This is a genomic window from Arthrobacter sp. 8AJ (genome assembly GCF_902506025.1).
GTDB lineage: Bacteria > Actinomycetota > Actinomycetes > Actinomycetales > Micrococcaceae > Arthrobacter.
In genome coordinates this window covers 3,823,285-3,839,153 of sequence record NZ_LR733289.1, presented here as the reverse complement: position 1 = coordinate 3,839,153, position 15,869 = coordinate 3,823,285, and the positions used below count along the sequence as shown (strand labels likewise).

The following is a 15,869-nucleotide window of genomic DNA, read 5'->3' as shown; positions in this document are numbered from 1 at the left end:
CGCTCCTCGTGATCGTCGATGCTCCCGGTTGCGGGCCGTTCCTGAAGCCTAGTAGGACTGCGGGAGCGTTGAACAGGGGCCCGGGGCAATCAGGACCGCGGCACGGGAGGCTACTTGGCGTCCAGCACCAGCTGCTTCAAGTCATCGAGGGTCTGCTGCATGTGCGCGTCCATGGCTTGGCGTGACCGGTCGGGGTCACGGGATTCCAAGGCCTCGGCAATGTTCTGGTGATGGCCGATTGCGTGCTCCTGGATCGCAGGGACGGCGGAGGTCTCGGTCCTGCGCTTTTCCAGCACGCGGTGCAGCGGCTCAAACAGGACCGACACGAACACATTCCCGGATGCCCGCAGGATGACGTCGTGGAACGCAAGGTCTGCTTCCACGAAAGCGGCAACATCGTTGATGCTGTGGGCGGCCTTCATCGCGGAAATGTAGTTGAAAAGGGACGTGATGTCTTCCTCGACAATCCGTCCTGCGGCAAGTTCACAGGCGCCCGTTTCGAGCATCCTGCGCAGCTCGATGAGCTGGATGGAGGCATCGGCGTCGTTCTTGCCCTCGGATGCGGCGCGCAGCACGGCTTCGAGGGAGGCCCAGCGGCTCAAAGGATTAACGAAGGTGCCCCGGCCACGCTCCACGCTGAGGATGCGCTGGGCCTGCAGCGTCTTCATCGCCTCGCGGACCGTCATGCGGCTGACCTCGTGGCGGGCGCTCAGTTCGTGTTCGCCGGGAACAGTGGAGCCGGGCGGAAACTCGCCTTCGATGATGCGGTCCAGCAGCTCATCGGCCACCACGCCCACCAGTGACTTCCTTGCCATGTTGCCCCCGATCGCTCTCTCCGGCCGACGCCTGGCGGATATGTCAGACAAGTGTACTTGCGCGTCCGTATGCCGTGTGCCACACTAATTTTCAAATGCAAGATGTCAGACATCTTACAGTTTCCTTTACATCTGGATCCGCGAGCCCGGATCGCTACACAACGGAGTGCACTGTGACGCATGAAGCAGACGTTCTGGCCGCCTATCCGGCAGACCTCGAAATTCCCGCCGGGCTGGTTGCCGGCGCGCTGGCCGCTTCCAACGCGGCGGTTCCCCGCGTCCTGGTAGTGCTCGACGACGACCCCACCGGCACGCAGTCCGTGGCAGACCTGCCCGTGCTCACCCGCTGGGAAGTGGAAGACTTCACCTGGGCTTTCGGCCAGGGCAAGCCCGCCGTGTACGTCCTCACCAACACCCGCAGCCTTGACCCGGCCGAGGCGGCAGCCCGCAACGAGGAAGTGGTCCGCAACGCCCTGGCGGCAGCAGGATCGCAGGACTCCGCCGGCTCCAGTCTTCGACTGGGCTTCGTCAGCCGCAGCGATTCCACCCTCCGCGGCCACTTCCCCCTGGAACCGGACGTCATCGCAGCCACGGTTGCCGATGTCAGCGGCGAGAAGACCGATGGCGTTGTCCTGGTCCCTGCCTTCCCCGACGCCGGCAGGCTCACCATCGGCGGCGTCCACTACATGCGCGGCACCGGGGACGCCAAGGGCACCCTGGTCCCCGTGTCCGAGACCGAGTTCGCCAAGGACGCCTCCTTCGGCTTCAGCACCTCCGTCATGGCGGACTACGTCGCCGAAAAGTCGCAGGGCAGGTTCCCGGCAGACTCCGTGATTGTCCTGGACCTGAACATCATCCGTGCCGGCTCCGCCGCCCAGGACCCGGCCATCTCGGCCAAGGCCATCGCCGACGCCATTGAACCGGCCTCCGATTCCACGCCCATCGTCGCGGATATCGTCACCGAGAACGACTTCCGCGCGCTGGCCCTGGGCCTGGAAGAAGCCGAGCGCCGCGGCAAGAAGCTGCTGTACCGCGTCGGCCCGCCGTTCGTCCGCGGCCGCATCGGCCAGGACATCCGCACTGCGCTGACCTCGGAGGAGGCCTACGCCGGCAACACGCCGTCGGAGGCCGGCGGCCTGATCGTGGTGGGCTCGCACGTGGGCGTCACCACGCGCCAGCTCAACGTCCTCACCGCGGAACACAGCTCCGCCCGGATCATCGAGATCGACGTCGAGAAACTCCTCGGCGAGGAAAATGAAGCCAAGGCGCACCTGGACCAGACCGTGGACGCAGTCGTCGAAGCCCTCCACACCGGCGACGTCATCGTGCACACCAGCCGGCTCCTCATCAGGACCGACGACCCCGCCGAAAGCCTGCGGATCGCACGGACCGTTTCCGCCGCCGTCGTGGATGTGGTCAACCGGACCCTGAAGACCTTCCCGCCGCGCTTCGTCATTGCCAAGGGCGGCATCACGTCCTCGGACGTGGCAGCCCACGGGCTGGAAATCCGCCATGCCATTGTCCGCGGCCCCATGCTCCCGGGCATCGTTTCCCTCTGGGAACCCGTGGACGGTCCCGCCAAGGGCATCCCGTACATCGTTTTCGCCGGCAACGTGGGCGATGACGACTCGCTGGCCCAGGTCACCCGCAAGCTCAGCAACACTTTCTAATCCCCACCGGCTCCCAACCCTCGCAGGCTCGGGCCGGGGCCCTCGCCGGCGTGGGCCCAGTAAATTTCAAGGAGAAACACCATGACCAGCAATTACACCGTCACCGTCCTGGGCCTCGGCGCCATGGGCCTGCCCATGGCCACCCGCCTGGCCTCGCAGCTGACCGTCCACGGCTTCGACATCGCCGAACCCCGCCTGGAACTCGCCCGGGAAGCCGGGATCGCCACCTTCAGCACGGCCCGCGAAGCCGCCAAGGGTGCCGACGCCGTCCTCCTGGCCGTCCGCAACGGCGAACAGCTCAACGACGTCCTCTTCGGCGACAACGGCGTGGCCTCCGTGCTCGAGCCGGGCGCCGTCGTCATCCTCGGCTCCACCGTGGGCACCGACGCCATCCCCGCCACGGTCGCCAAGCTGGCTGAATACGGCGTGGACCTGGTGGACGCGCCGCTGTCCGGCGGCCCCAAGCGCGCCGGCGAAGGCGACCTGCTGATCGTCGTCGGCGCTTCCCCTGAAGCCCGCGAAAAGGCCGCCCCCGCCCTGGACCTGCTCGCCTCCACCCTCACCGTGGTGGGCGACAACCCCGGTGACGGCCAGGCCCTGAAAACGGTCAACCAGCTCCTGTGCGGCGTCCACATCGCCGCCGCCGCCGAGGCCCTGGCCCTGGCCGACGCCCTGGGGCTGGACCAGGCCAAGACCCTCGCCGCCCTGGAAGCAGGCGCGGCAGGTTCCTTCATGCTCTCCAACCGCGGACCCCGCATCCTGGAGGCCTACAACGAGGAAGGTGCCGAGGTGCTGTCCCGCCTGGACATCTTCGTCAAGGACATGGGCATCGTGGGCAAGGCAACCCGCGCCGCCGGCCTGGCAGCCCCCGTTGCCGCCGCCGCCGAACAGCTCTACCTCCTGGGCCAGGCCCAGGGCCTCGCCGCCGCCGATGACTCCGCCGTCATCAAGGTGGTCGCGCCCGCCAAGCGCACCAAGTAAGCCACCCCTCCTGCCCTTGCGGCACAAGACGTACGACGACGGCGGTCCCCCCTCCGCCGTCGTCGTACCTCCAGCGTTGCCGGCGCAGTCCCGCATCGTTAATCCCCACCCCACCATTCCCTGATGCCGCCCTGCCCCGGGACCGGCACGTCAAAGGAGACATCCCCCGTGAACCACCTGATGAGCCCGCTGATACAGCGGGCGGCCGATGCCCCGGCCATCAAGCCCGCCGTTGAGCTGGGCACCCCGGTACTGCTCACCATCGCAGCGGTGGGCATCGCCATCCTGCTGGTGATGATCATCCGCTTCAAGATCCAGGCCTTCGTGGCCCTGCTCACCGTCAGTATCCTGGTGGCCGTGGCGGCCACCATCCCGCTGCAGGACATCTTCACCGTGGTCTCCAGCGGTGTGGGCAGCACCATGGGCAAGGTTGCCATCCTGATCGCGCTCGGCGCCGTGCTGGGCCGCATGATCGAGGTGTCCGGCGGCGTCCAGTCCCTCGCTGACCATTTCACCCGCAAGCTCGGAGCCAAGCGCGTTGCCGTGGCGCTGACCGCCGTCGGCTTCCTCGTGGCCATCCCCGTCTTCTTCGAGGTGGGCATCATCGTGCTGGTGCCCATCGTGTACGCCTTCGCCAAGATCGCCAAGGTCCACCCCGTGAAGTTCGGCCTCCCCATGGCCGGCATCATGCTCGCCATCCACGTCGCGGTACCGCCGCACCCCGGAATCGTGGCCGGCGCCGGCGTGCTCGGTGCCGACATCGGACTCATCGCCCTGATCTCACTGCTGATCTGCGTGCCCCTGGGCTTCCTGTCCTACTGGGTTGCGTCCATCATGAACCGCAAGGACTACGAGCTGCTGCCGGCCGTGAAGGCCCAGGTGGAGGAGTTCGGCTCCAAATCATTGGTCAAGGTGGGCCACGACGGTCCCGGAGCCGCCGCCATCGCACCCCCGCGCCCGGGCCTGATCATCTTCCTGATCGCAGCGCCCATCGTGCAGATCCTGCTCGGTACCGTTGGCACCCTGGTGCTTCCCAAGTCCGATCCGCTGTACGGCCTCGCTGCCTTCATCGGCAACCCCTTCCTGGCCCTGCTGGTGGCCGTGGCGCTGTCCTTCTTCCTGCTGGCTGTCCGCCGCAGCTGGTCCTTCAAGGAAACCGGCGAGATCTTCGAAGGCTCCCTTCCGCCCATCGCCTCCATCCTGATGGTGGTGGCCGCCGGCGGCGTGTTCGGCAACGTACTGCAGGTTTCCGGCATCGGATCGGCGCTGTCCAAGACCCTGGACACCCTCGGCGTCCCGCTGCTGCTGCTCGGCTTCATCATCTCGCTGGCCCTCCGCGCTGCCCAGGGTTCGGCCACCGTGGCCATCGTGACCACCACCGGCCTGCTGTCCGCAGCAGTCAGCGGCGGCGGCTACAGCCCGGCACAGATCGCCGTGATCGTGATCGCCATCGGCTTCGGCGCCCTGGGCCTGTCGCACGTAACCGACGCCGGCTTCTGGGTGGTAGTGCGCTACTACGGCCTCACCGTCTCCGACGGCCTGAAGACCTGGACCGTCCTGACCACCATCCTGGGCGTGGCCGGCTTCCTGCTGACCTTCGTCGCCTGGATCCTGGTGGGAGGCCTGGGCGCCTGATGCAAACCCGTCTGGACCACCTGGTCACCTCCGCCCTGCAGCAGGGTTCCGCAGTGCCGGCCTTCACCTGCTACGACTTCACCACCGCGCTGGCCGTGGTGGGCGCCGCCGAGGAATCCGGCAGGGGCGTGATCCTGCTGGTGGCACCCAAGACCGCCGCCACCGCGAACGGCCTCCGGCTGATCTCCGCGCTGCGTGGCCTGGCTGACGCCGCCGCCGTCCCCGTCGCTGTGCAGCTTGACCACGCCTCCGACCTCCAGGTGATGGCCGACGCCGTCACGGCAGGGGCGGATTCCGTCCTCGCCGACGGTTCGTCCCTTCCGTACGAAGACAACATTGCGCTGGTCCAGGCTGCCCGTGCCCTGCTGGGCTCCGACGTGGTGCTTGAGGCGGAACTCGGCGGCCTGGCAGGAGACGAGGACCGTGCCTTCGGCGTGGATCCACTGGATGCCGCGGGGGCCGGCCAGTCCGTCGCCGAGGTGGCAGGCCTGACCGACTCAGCGCAGGTGGAGGACTTCGTGTCCCGCACCGGGGCTGAACTGCTGGCCGTCGCAGTGGGCAACGTCCACGGCAAGTACAAGGGCGAGCCGCGGCTGCGCTGGGACGTGCTGCAGGACATTGCGGCGCGGATCCATATTCCGCTGGTGCTGCACGGTGCGTCCGGCATTCCCGCTGAAGAGCTGGTCAAGGCCGCGGCCATGAACGTTGGCAAGGTCAACTTCAACACCGAACTGCGGACCGGCGTCCTGGCCACCCTCCAGGACCAGCTTCCCGCACACCGTGCCGACGGTGAGAACCTGCAGGGCCTGCTGGCTTTGTGGAACACGTCGGCGAAGGGCTTCGCTGCCACCACGCTGGCGACGCTGGCACGGTAGAGGGAACGGAATCTTCCACGAACAGGAGGCCTGGATCAAGCAGCCGGTCCTGGCCTCCTCCTTTTAGCTTTCATCCCGCCTGCCAGGCGGGCGGAAGGTCTCGTCGGGAGGCTAGGCTCAAGCAATGATCCTGGCCTCCCTTCTCTTTGCCTTCCTTGCCGCCGCACTGCACGTCTTCATCTTCACCATGGAGTCGCTTACCTGGACCCGGTCCGCCACCTGGAAGCGCTTTGGGGTTGCCTCCCAACAGGACGCCGAGACCACCAAATCCCTTGCGTACAACCAGGGCTTCTACAACCTGTTCCTGGCCGTCGGAGCGTTCATTGGAGTGGGGCTCGTAGCGCTTGGCGGGTCGGGATCCGTGCAGGACGTGGCAGGCTGGACCCTGATCTTCAGCTGCTGCGGTTCCATGCTGCTGGCGGCCGCCGTCCTGGCGTTCACCGGACGCAAGTACCTCCGCGCCGCCGCAACCCAGGGCACCACGCCGCTGCTCGCCGTCGTGCTCGGACTGCTTGCAGTGCTGCAATAGGGGCAGAAGGGGCGTAAGTCCTTAAACCCGCGCAGGCAACGGGGGCACAATAGTGCCGTGGGCAGCGTCGAGCCGTTGTAGGTCCCATGCGCAGCACCGTGGGGCGGGGGACAGGAACCGGGGCGGACACGGTGGACCGTGATCCGGTCATCGACCTTGTCCGGTTCATCTGCCTGGCGCTGGTGGTGGTGGGGCACTCCATGATGGTCAGCCCGGTCCTGCACCCGGACGGAACCGTGACCACCGAGAACACCCTTGCCCAGCAGGACTGGTTCGAGCCCATCATCTGGATCTTCATGGTCATGCCCCTGTTCTTCGTCACCGGCGGCGTGACCGGACTGCAGTCCTGGCGCCGGCTCAAGGCAAGCGGAGGCACCGCGGCCCAGTTCATCCGCGCCCGGCTCCTGCGCCTCCTCCGCCCGGCCACCCCTTTGCTGGCAACGATGGTGGTGGGTTTGTCCGTGGCGGCGGCGCTCGGCGTGGACCGGCAGGTGGTCCAGCTCATGGCAGCCGGGGCGGGCATGCCCCTGTGGTTCCTGGCCGCCTACCTCGCGGCGCAGCTGAACATCCCGGCCCTGGCGGCACTGCATGCGCGGGCGCCCTGGCTTGGCTTCTGCCTGCTCACCGGGCTCGTGGTTGCCGTGGACTGCCTGCGGGGCGTCCTGCCGGACCTCGCCAACGCCAACCTGGTGTTCGTGTGGTGCGCGGTCCAGCAACTGGGTTTCCTGGCCGCCGACGGCCACTTTTCCCGTCTGTCCCGTTCCGAGCTGCTGGGCATTGCCGTGGCCGGACACCTGCTGCTGGGACTCGTGACCGGGCTGGGGCTGTACCGCGGAAACATGCTGGTGAACCTCAACCCGCCCAACCTGACCCTGGTGATCCTGGCCGTCCCGCAGCTGGCCACCATGGAACTGGCGCGTCCGGTCCTGGCCCCGCTGGCCGGGGTGGGCTGGATCGGCCGGCTGCTGGTGCTGGTTGGCGGCAGATCCCTCACGGTGTACCTGTGGCACCTGCCGCTGCTGGTGGGCATGTCCGGGCTGCTGCTCCTGGCGCCGATCCCCAAGCCCGGCGCCGGCACCGCTGCATGGTGGTGGTCGCGGCCCCTGGTGGTCCTGGCGCTGCTCATCCTGCTCCTGCCGGTGGCCGCCGCGTTTGGCCATCTGGAGGAACGGGCGACGACGGCCGTCACCCTGCGCTGCCGGCCCGCCACGGCGGGGGCCGCCGTCGTCGTGGTCTTCATCCCCGTGGCGGACGCCGCGCTCAGCGGACTGTCACTGGGACTGCTGGCCGCCGGCACGGTGTGTTTCTCGGTGGCGATCGTTTTGCTGGGCGGTTTTCCGCTGCGGCGCCGGCAACCATACCGGCGCCGCCATGGCCGAAGGACCATTGCCAGCGGACTGAAGTAGTGCCAGTGTCGAACCATGACCGAGAACACCACGTCCGCTGAGGACAAGTTCACCGCAAATGTCTCGCTGCGGCGCAATGACGCACAGCACCGGTACGAACTCCTGGTGGACGGCAGGCTGGCTGTCCAGGCCTTTTTCCACGATCTTCCCGGGCACATCGATTTCACCCACACCGAGACCGGCGAGGATTTCGAGGGACAAGGCCTGGGCAAGGTCCTTGCACACTTTGCCCTGGATGACGTGGTGGCCACCGGCAAGCGGATCATTCCGCACTGCCCGTTCATTTCCAGCTACCTGCGAAAGCACGAAGGCTACGAACAATTCGTCGATTGGCCGGAGCGCTGATCCCGGGCCGCCGGCATTCGTGCCGGCGGCGGGTCAGCTGGCCAGCGCCTGGTCGGTGATCCCCATGGCGGTGCCCGGATCATCGATAGTGAAGCCGCAGGCGCAGCGGTAAGTGACGATGCTGTCCGGGACGGACCCGGGACGCAGTGAAACTACGGTGTCCCCGTCAACATATACGGGCTGCCGGACCGGAAGCTCGTCATGGTCGACGCGCTGCATTGGCGTGCGGCAGTGCATGCGCGAATTCAGGGTCATCAGCAACCCTGCGTCCACGGGTACGGTTGTGGACAAGAGCTGCCCAGCTGCCTCGGTGCGCGCCCCAAACGCCGTCAGCTGGTGTTCCATTGCGGTGGTCATTATGTTCTTCCTTGGGCTTCTTCACGGAACCGCCGGCATTGGCAGCCCCGCCGCGAACTGCTTGCGGAGGTTCATCTATCACCGTAAGCAAAGCATGCTTACTATTTGTTGCACAAGTTACGGCTGGGAATCAGCCCCGCAGCCAGCAAGCCCTAACAGCCCACACAGCCGTCTCTCTGGCTAGGCTGGCAGCATGACGCCAACCACCACCCGAACCACAGCACTCGTTACTGGCGCCAGCGCCGGACTGGGCCACGAATTTGCCGAGCAGCTCGCTGCCCAGGGGCATGACCTGGTCCTGGTGGCGCGCAACGCGTCCCGGCTTGCAGAAACAGCGGAAGACTTCCGGCGGCGGTACGGCGTCACGGCGGAGGTGCTTCCCGCAGACCTGACGCAGGACGACGACGTCGCGGCCGTCGTCGAACGCCTTGAGGACGCCACGCGGCCGGTGGGGATCCTGGTGAACAACGCCGGGATCGGCCTGCTGCACAACTTTGAGGACAACCACGCAGCGGAGGAGAGGCGCCACCTGAAGCTGCACGCGGAAACGTCCATGGTGCTCACCCACGCGGCACTCAGGGGGATGCTGGAGCGCGGGGAGGGCCGGATCATCAATGTGGCCAGCGTGGCTGCGTTCCTGCCGCGCGGCACCTACTCGGCGGCGAAGGCGTGGCTGGTGAGTTTCAGCCGGTGGGCAAACCTGGCCTATCGCAAGCGGGGCATCAAAGTCACGGCAGTCTGCCCGGGCTTTACCCACACGGAGTTCCACGACCGGATGGGGATGGACAAGTCGGTGGCCCCGTCCTGGACGTGGCTGCGCGCGGAGCGGGTGGTCAGGGAAGGCCTGGCGGACAACGAACGCGGCAAGGCGGTGTCCATCCCCTCCAAGAGGTACAAAGTGGTTGCCGCCGTGGCCAAGGTGGCGCCGGCGCGGCTAATGGCCGGGCCGGCGCGGAAGCCGAAGTAGGCCGGGGCGCCTGGCCGGGAGCCCGGGAAGGGCCTTCCGCGGCCGGGCGCCGGACCTGCGGACGGCCAGCACCACCAGGATCCCCAGCAGCGCGCCCACCAGCGTCTCCACGGCCCGCTCAAGGATCAGGACCCGGGGTTCGGTGGGGGAGGCCAGCTGGGTTATCAGCAGGATGACCGGGGTGAACCAGACCATGGCCAGGCCATAGTGCCTGGTCATGAACAGTTCCGTGGCGAACTGGAAGAGGATCACCAGCAGCGCCAGCACCACCGCCCGGTGTACCGGCTCCTGAAGCGCCGGGTACAGCGCCGCCAGGGTCCAGGGTCCCGGGATGATGACGACGGCGGTGACCGCCAGTCCCAGGAACGTCCCGACAATGCGGTGGACGCCCCGCCGGACGCTGCTGGGCAGGTCTGCTCCGGCCAGGGGTACGGCGGCCGCGGCCATGGCCCAGTGCGGGTGGCCGCTGCCGCTGATGACGCCCACGGTCCCGGCGGCACCCACCGCCAGGATGTACCGGGCGGCGTGGACTGACAACTCCCGGCGCCCCGCCGCCGAACGGCGCGGGACGCTCCGGGTGGCCCCTGGCTCCCAGGACCGCCGCCGAACCCAGCCGCTGAAGCCAATCAGGATGGAGAACACCGAGGATGCCACCGCGATGAGCATGGCGGTGTACCAGGGGACTGCGGTGGGAACGGAAGCGCAGGCGCCCAGGGCGAGGATTCCAAAGAAGGGCCCGTTGGGTTTCAGCCGGACCCTGTCCGCGTACACCGACCCCACTCCGGCCAGGGTCGCTTCCACTGCCACGAGCCACCAGGAGTGGATGTGGTTGATGGAGAGCGTTACTCCCACCACCACGCCGGTGAGCAGCACCAGGGCGCCCTGGCCCTGGTGGCGGAGCCGGAGCTGGTGCGGTTCCGAGCGGCCGTACATGCCGGTGAGCGCGCCGAACACGGCGTAGATGATGAGGTCGGTACGGCCGGCGGCCAGCAGGAGCAGCGACGGTACCGCCACGCTGAGGGCCACGCGGAACGCGGCAAGGTGGTCGCCGTTGGCAGGTTCCAACCGGTGGAGCGCGCGTACCTGCTCCACAACGCGCTTCATGTCCCGACCTGTCCTGTTTCTATGGATCTACTGCAGCCCGAGGGCCCTTGCGACCGTATCACCGCACCCCATGCAGAGCCACATGCCGGCAGTCACGGGAGGACATCGGGCAGGCACGCAAAGGCCCGTCCCGCGTGCTTCCCCCAAGGAAGCACGCGGGACGGGCCTGTGAGCGTGGGCTACAAGAGTGCCCGGGAGGCTGGGCCTATGCCCCGGCCGGAACCCCGCGGTGTGCGTGGGGGTCGGTGCCGTCCTGGGTGTCGAACGGCAGTTCGTCCAGGTTGATCAGCGGGTTCTCGTCCTGGGTCGCCACCAGTTCCTTGGCCTCTGCCTGGGTGTCAACGCTGGGCATCGATCCCGGGAGCGGCCGGTTGGCGGATTCCTTCAGGAAGTAGATGGCCACGGCGCCCACCAGGGAGGTGGCCATCAGGTAGTACGCCGGCATCATGTCGTTGCCGGTGGCCCCGATCAGCGCGGCCACGATGAACGGGGTGGTTCCGCCGAAGATGGCTACGGCGAAGTTGTAGGCAATGCCCATCGCTCCGTACCGGCTGGAGGTGGGGAACTGGGCCGGCAGTGCCGATGCCAAGTTGGCCACGTAGAAGGTCACAGGGAAGGCGATCAGCGCCAGGCCGGCGAGGGTGGACCAGATCTGCCCAATGCCAATCAGCATGAACGCCGGGATGGCCAGGACGATAGTACTGACAGCGCCGATCCAGAGCACAGGACGGCGGCCAATCCGGTCGGAGAGCTTGCCGGTCAGCGGGATGCAGAGGCTCATGACCACCAGGACGGGAATCGTCAGCAGCGTGCCGTGCACCTCGTCGTAGCCCTTGGACTCGGTCAGGTACGTGGGCATGTAGGACGTCAGCGCGTAGCCGGCAGTGTTGGCAGCGGCCACAACAACCATGGCCACAATGATGGGGCGCCAGTAGGCCTTGACAATTCCCACGGGTCCCTTGGCCGTGGCGGTGTCCCCAGCGGAGGCGTTCTTGGCGTTTTCTTCCTGGGCATCAAGGGTGGCCTGGAACTGCGGCGATTCCTCGATCTTGCTCCGGAAGTACACGGCGATCAGGCCCAGCGGTCCGGCAACCAGGAACGGGATGCGCCAGCCCCAGTCCTCCATGGTGCCCTGGCCCAAGGTCAGCTGCAGAACAGAGACCAGGGCAGCGCCGATGGCGAAGCCGAGGTAGCTGCCCAGGTCCAGGAAGCTGGCGAAGAAGCCGCGGCGCTTGTCAGCGGCGTACTCGCTGACGAACGTGGTCGCGCCGGCGTACTCGCCGCCGGTGGAGAAGCCCTGGATGACCTTGAGAAGCACCAGGAGCGCCGCAGCCCAGAGGCCGATCTGGGCGTATCCGGGCAGGAGGCCGACGGCGAACGTGCTGGCCGCCATGATCATCAGCGTGGTGGCCAGGATCTTCTGGCGGCCCATCTTGTCGCCCAGCCAGCCGAAGATCACGCCGCCCAGGGGACGGGCGATGAAGGTGGCGGCAAAGGTTCCCAGCAGGAACAGCGTCTGGGTGGTGGGATCGGATTCAGGGAGGAACACCGGGCCCATGGTGGTGATGAGGTAGCCGAAAACGCCTACGTCGTACCACTCCATGGTGTTGCCAACGATCGTGCCGCCCAGTGCTTTTTTGAGCATGGGCTGGTCCACCACGTTGACATCGGATTCCTTGAGCCGGCGGCGTGGCAGCAGCCTGGGCTTCTTGGCAGCCGTGGGGGCTGCAGGGTCGGTTCCGCGGGCGCTCCTGGCGCCTGCTGAAGAGTCGGTCATGCTTCGGTCTGTGGGCATTTGGGCAACTCCTGTGGAGGTCATTTGCTTGCGACTTGTAGCTGCCCCGCTCCGGGCAGGCCTTCAATTTTACGGGATTCCTCTAGCGTCCGGGCAGTTTGATGGCGTAGCATGCTCCCTTTTGGGCCCGATATGGGGCCGGTTCCGGAAATTTTTCCCCCGGCTTTTCCCGCGTGATCACTGGGAAGCAGGCTGATGAACGGCGCCGTTACCAAAATTTTTCCAAGTTGCTCCGTTTCAAGCCCGCTCCCGCGGGAAACCGGCCGCAAAAAGTGACCGCTGCCACGGTCCCCGGAGGGGTTCCCAGCAGCCCCGGACGTGCCTATGGTAGAGCGATGAACACACTTCTTTCCGGGCAGTAGTCCGCGCGCCCGGGCGCTTTCGTCGGCATTCGTTTCAAGGAAGAACGAAGGAAAGAAGGGAAGAACCACATGGGTGAAGAATCCAACCAGTTCCACATCAGGCCTGAAGTGGCGGACCATCTTGCGGCAGCCATGGATGCGCCTGTTACGCCCGGCCCCGCGGCAACGGGTGCCGTTCCGCTGGCAGGGCAGGGCGGGTGGCCGGACGGCTTGGGAAAGCGCAGGCACCCGAAGGACCGCGGCGCCGGCCACGGCCGGATGGGGCACGAGGCCGCCGTGGTGGCGGTCCACCGCACCGGCCGGCCGCAGATGCCGCACTCCTCATAGCTGCCGGCGGCGCGCGGATCCAGCATGGCGACGCGCGCTGTCCATATCGACACGGAAGTTACCTGGCGCCCCCGACATAGGGAGGACGCCAGGTAATTTGCGCGCCGCGGACCCGCAAGCGTACCGACAAGCGTGCGCTCCGCCGGGAGTCATCGCGCCGGGCTCACCCTTCGCGGACCACGTCCGACGGGTCCTTGTCGAGGCGCCAGCCCCGCCACCGTGGATGCCTGAGCCTGCCCGGGCCCGTCCACTCGCTGTAGGTCACCTCGCCTACAAGCTCCGGTGACACCCAGTGGGCGTCGGCGGAATCCGGCCGGGGGACGTCGTGGAAGGGTGAGGTCTTCCGGCCCAGGCGTTCCACCGTCTGGCGGAGTTCCGTGAGCTCCCGGCTGCTGAAACCGGACCCGACCCGGCCCACGTACTGCAACTTGCCGCCGTCGGGAATGCCCACTAGCAGCGATCCCACGGTGTCCTGCCGGCCGCCCTTCCCTGGCCGCCAGCCGCCCACCACCACTTCCTGCGTCTGCTCCGTCTTGAGTTTGATCCAGGTCCTGGTCCGCTGCCCGCTCACGTAGCGGCTGTCCGTCCTCTTGGCCATCACCCCTTCAAGGCCGAGCTCCTGGGCGCTGTCGAGGAGGAGGTCCACGGATTCCTCAAGCACCATGGACAGGTCCACCGGGCAGCCGGAGGGACGGAAGAATTCCTCCAGCCGCTGCCGCCGTGTGCTGAGCGGCAGGCGCCGGAGGTCCTTGCCGTCGTCGAAGAGCAGGTCGAACAGCATCAGCTGGACCGGGATCGAGGTGCGGGCTTTGGCGACGTCGGCGGCCCGGGTGAGTTTCATCCGCCCCTGCAGCAGGCCAAAGTCAGGCCTTCCACCGGGCCCGACGGCGATGATCTCACCATCCGCCACGAACGGCTGCTCCGGCCAGCAGGCCCGGTCCGTGAACTCGGGGTAGGTCTTGGTGACATCATTGCCGTTGCGGGAGAAGATCCGGACCTTTTCGCTGTCCGCCACCAGCAGCGCCCGGACGCCGTCCCACTTGAGCTCGTACTGCCAGGTGCTGCCGTGCAGGTCGGCGGTGCTTCCCGAGGTTGCCATCATGGGCGCGTACTCCAGCGGGTTGGCGGGAGCGCTGAGCGTTGCTGCGGGAGCCTCGGACGCCTCTTCGCCGCCGGCGTCCTGCGAAGGTTCCGGCACTGCCCGGGCCGGCTGCCGTCGTCGTCCGCCTTGCTGCTCCTGGTCCATCAGGTGGATGAGCCATTGGTTTTCGGCGTCCTTGCCCTGCCCGCGTCCGGTGTGGATGAGGGCCACCTTCCTGCTGCCGCCCAGGCCGCCGCTTTCCGAGCCCGACAGGGTGACAATGACTTCCTTGCCGTTGATCCACTTGTGCAGTTCGTAGGTGCCGGTGTCCCAAATCGTCATCTCGCCCGCGCCGTACTGCCCCTTGGGGATGGTGCCGTGGAAGGTGAGGTAGTCCATGGGATGGTCCTCGGTCTGGACGGCCAGATGGTTCCTGCCACCGGATTCCGGGATGCCCTTGGGCAGGGCCCATGACGCCAGGACCCCCTCGTGTTCCAGCCGCAGGTCCCAGTGCAGGCGGCTGGCGTGGTGCTCCTGGATGACAAAACTGTTGCCGCCGGCCGGGATGCCTGCGAACGGTTCGGGGGTCGCCTTGGGGTCGCGCATGGAACGGTACCTGCCCAGCCGGGCGTCGGCGTCGTGGTGTGCGTCCCCCTGGTCCGGGTTGCCGGTTGTTCCACCCGCCTCCGCGCCTGCCGCGGCGTTCACGACGGCGGCGAACGGGTCCTTGCCGTCCCGCACCCGGCGCAGCACCTCCTGGTAGTCCAGGTGCTTAAGTGCGGGAGACTGGATTTCCCGCCATGTCCGCGGGGCGGCCACCATGGGCGTGGGCCTGCCGCGCAGCGAGTAGGGGACCACCGTGGTTTTTGCCGCGTTGTTCTGGCTCCAGTCCACCAGCACCTTGCCCGTGCGCAGGGATTTCTTCATGTCGCTGACGGCAAGGTCCGGGTGGTCGGCCTCGAGTGCCCGGGCCAGTTCACGGGCGAAAGCGGAGATCTGTTCCGAGGTCTGGCTGCCGTCCAGCGCCGCGTACAGGTGGATGCCCTTGCTGCCGCTGGTCACCGGGACCGGGTCAAGGCCCACGTCCTGCAGGATGGTCCGGGCCAGGAGGGCCACCTCCCGGCATTCCGGCAGCCCGGCACCCTCGCCCGGGTCCAGGTCCAGCACCAGCCGGTCCGGATTGAGCTGGTGGCCGTGCGGATCCACCCGCCACTGCGGCACGTGGATTTCGAGGGAGTTGATCTGGCCGAACCAGGCCAGCGTGGCGGCGTCGTTGACCAGGGGGTAGTGGATGGTCCGGTCCTTGTGGGTGATCGCGGCCCGGGGCAGCCAGCCGGGCGCTGAGTCCTCCAGGTCCTTCTGGAAAAACACCTCTCCCGGTTTGTCCGCGGTGCCTACTCCGTTGACCCACCGCTTCCGCGTGGCCGGGCGGTTGGCGGCCGCCGGTATCAGGACGTGTGCCACTGCGGCGTAGTAGGCCAGCACATCCGCCTTGGTGGTGCCGGTCTCCGGGTAGATGATCTTGTCCAGGTTGGTCAGCGTCAGTTCGCGCCCCGCCACCCGGACACGTTCCCGGCTACCTGCCATGGGGCTTCACCTCCGGCCCGCTCTGATGTTGAC

General features: G+C 67.3%; 14 protein-coding genes. 9 read left to right on the top strand and 5 right to left on the bottom strand.

What is annotated here, in order from left to right:
• Positions 1–110 precede the first annotated feature (110 nt).
• Positions 111–815 (bottom strand): FadR/GntR family transcriptional regulator, encoded by a 705-nt coding sequence (locus BACI349Y_RS17820; RefSeq protein ID WP_159633876.1) that lies wholly within the window; start codon positions 813–815, stop codon positions 111–113.
• Positions 816–988: 173 nt separating this feature from the next.
• Here BACI349Y_RS17820 and BACI349Y_RS17815 point away from each other — a divergent pair, with 173 nt between their 5' ends.
• The 7 genes from BACI349Y_RS17815 (at position 989) to BACI349Y_RS17785 (ending at position 8,256) form a co-directional block, all read left to right on the top strand.
• Entirely contained in the window at positions 989–2,485 is a 1,497-nt protein-coding gene (locus BACI349Y_RS17815; protein WP_159633873.1) for a four-carbon acid sugar kinase family protein, read from the top strand.
• An 81-nt stretch (positions 2,486–2,566) separates the two neighbouring features.
• Positions 2,567–3,466 (top strand): NAD(P)-dependent oxidoreductase, encoded by a 900-nt coding sequence (locus BACI349Y_RS17810; RefSeq protein ID WP_159633870.1) that lies wholly within the window; start codon positions 2,567–2,569, stop codon positions 3,464–3,466.
• Positions 3,467–3,634: 168 nt separating this feature from the next.
• Complete coding sequence (locus BACI349Y_RS17805; RefSeq protein WP_159633867.1) at positions 3,635–5,101, top strand: GntP family transporter; 1,467 nt, start codon at positions 3,635–3,637, stop codon at positions 5,099–5,101.
• Complete coding sequence (locus tag BACI349Y_RS17800; protein WP_159633864.1) at positions 5,101–5,976, top strand: class II fructose-bisphosphate aldolase; 876 nt, start codon at positions 5,101–5,103, stop codon at positions 5,974–5,976. The genes BACI349Y_RS17805 and BACI349Y_RS17800 overlap by 1 nt, the downstream gene beginning before the upstream one ends.
• A gap of 124 nt (positions 5,977–6,100) precedes the next feature.
• Positions 6,101–6,505: a DUF1304 domain-containing protein gene (locus tag BACI349Y_RS17795; RefSeq protein WP_159633861.1), complete on the top strand. Its 405-nt coding sequence runs from the start codon at positions 6,101–6,103 to the stop codon at positions 6,503–6,505.
• Between the two features lie 86 nt (positions 6,506–6,591).
• On the top strand, positions 6,592–7,911 hold the full coding sequence (locus BACI349Y_RS17790; protein WP_159633858.1) for an acyltransferase family protein: 1,320 nt from the start codon (positions 6,592–6,594) through the stop codon (positions 7,909–7,911).
• A gap of 15 nt (positions 7,912–7,926) precedes the next feature.
• On the top strand, positions 7,927–8,256 hold the full coding sequence (locus tag BACI349Y_RS17785; RefSeq protein WP_159633855.1) for a GNAT family N-acetyltransferase: 330 nt from the start codon (positions 7,927–7,929) through the stop codon (positions 8,254–8,256).
• 33 nt (positions 8,257–8,289) lie between these two features.
• Here BACI349Y_RS17785 and BACI349Y_RS17780 read toward each other — a convergent pair whose 3' ends face one another.
• On the bottom strand, positions 8,290–8,613 hold the full coding sequence (locus BACI349Y_RS17780) for a hypothetical protein (protein WP_159633852.1): 324 nt from the start codon (positions 8,611–8,613) through the stop codon (positions 8,290–8,292).
• A gap of 193 nt (positions 8,614–8,806) precedes the next feature.
• Here BACI349Y_RS17780 and BACI349Y_RS17775 point away from each other — a divergent pair, with 193 nt between their 5' ends.
• On the top strand, positions 8,807–9,580 hold the full coding sequence (locus tag BACI349Y_RS17775) for an SDR family NAD(P)-dependent oxidoreductase (protein ID WP_159633849.1): 774 nt from the start codon (positions 8,807–8,809) through the stop codon (positions 9,578–9,580).
• On the opposite strand, the gene BACI349Y_RS17770 is transcribed toward BACI349Y_RS17775, so the two are convergent.
• Positions 9,548–10,684 (bottom strand): FUSC family protein, encoded by a 1,137-nt coding sequence (locus BACI349Y_RS17770; protein WP_159633846.1) that lies wholly within the window; start codon positions 10,682–10,684, stop codon positions 9,548–9,550. The genes BACI349Y_RS17775 and BACI349Y_RS17770 overlap by 33 nt on opposite strands.
• A gap of 205 nt (positions 10,685–10,889) precedes the next feature.
• Positions 10,890–12,479, bottom strand: coding sequence for an MFS transporter (locus BACI349Y_RS17765; RefSeq protein WP_159633843.1), 1,590 nt, complete (start codon positions 12,477–12,479; stop codon positions 10,890–10,892).
• A gap of 431 nt (positions 12,480–12,910) precedes the next feature.
• Between BACI349Y_RS17765 and BACI349Y_RS17760 the strand changes: the two genes are divergently transcribed.
• Complete coding sequence (locus BACI349Y_RS17760) at positions 12,911–13,168, top strand: hypothetical protein (RefSeq protein WP_159633840.1); 258 nt, start codon at positions 12,911–12,913, stop codon at positions 13,166–13,168.
• A 163-nt stretch (positions 13,169–13,331) separates the two neighbouring features.
• Here BACI349Y_RS17760 and BACI349Y_RS17755 read toward each other — a convergent pair whose 3' ends face one another.
• Positions 13,332–15,836, bottom strand: coding sequence for an ATP-dependent DNA ligase (locus tag BACI349Y_RS17755; protein ID WP_159633837.1), 2,505 nt, complete (start codon positions 15,834–15,836; stop codon positions 13,332–13,334).
• Positions 15,837–15,869: the final 33 nt, after the last annotated feature.

What these genes read in the sequence shown, in the direction of transcription:
- BACI349Y_RS17775 (WP_159633849.1), top strand. Translation starts at nt 8,807, where the DNA reads ATGACGCCAACCACCACCCGAACCACAGCACTCGTTACTGGCGCCAGC.
- BACI349Y_RS17800 (WP_159633864.1), top strand. Translation starts at nt 5,101, where the DNA reads ATGCAAACCCGTCTGGACCACCTGGTCACCTCCGCCCTGCAGCAGGGT.
- BACI349Y_RS17785 (WP_159633855.1), top strand. Translation starts at nt 7,927, where the DNA reads ATGACCGAGAACACCACGTCCGCTGAGGACAAGTTCACCGCAAATGTC.
- BACI349Y_RS17755 (WP_159633837.1), bottom strand. Translation starts at nt 15,836, where the DNA reads ATGGCAGGTAGCCGGGAACGTGTCCGGGTGGCGGGGCGCGAACTGACG.
- BACI349Y_RS17795 (WP_159633861.1), top strand. Translation starts at nt 6,101, where the DNA reads ATGATCCTGGCCTCCCTTCTCTTTGCCTTCCTTGCCGCCGCACTGCAC.
- BACI349Y_RS17820 (WP_159633876.1), bottom strand. Translation starts at nt 815, where the DNA reads ATGGCAAGGAAGTCACTGGTGGGCGTGGTGGCCGATGAGCTGCTGGAC.
- BACI349Y_RS17810 (WP_159633870.1), top strand. Translation starts at nt 2,567, where the DNA reads ATGACCAGCAATTACACCGTCACCGTCCTGGGCCTCGGCGCCATGGGC.
- BACI349Y_RS17760 (WP_159633840.1), top strand. Translation starts at nt 12,911, where the DNA reads ATGGGTGAAGAATCCAACCAGTTCCACATCAGGCCTGAAGTGGCGGAC.
- BACI349Y_RS17770 (WP_159633846.1), bottom strand. Translation starts at nt 10,684, where the DNA reads ATGAAGCGCGTTGTGGAGCAGGTACGCGCGCTCCACCGGTTGGAACCT.
- BACI349Y_RS17765 (WP_159633843.1), bottom strand. Translation starts at nt 12,479, where the DNA reads ATGCCCACAGACCGAAGCATGACCGACTCTTCAGCAGGCGCCAGGAGC.
- BACI349Y_RS17790 (WP_159633858.1), top strand. Translation starts at nt 6,592, where the DNA reads ATGCGCAGCACCGTGGGGCGGGGGACAGGAACCGGGGCGGACACGGTG.
- BACI349Y_RS17780 (WP_159633852.1), bottom strand. Translation starts at nt 8,613, where the DNA reads ATGACCACCGCAATGGAACACCAGCTGACGGCGTTTGGGGCGCGCACC.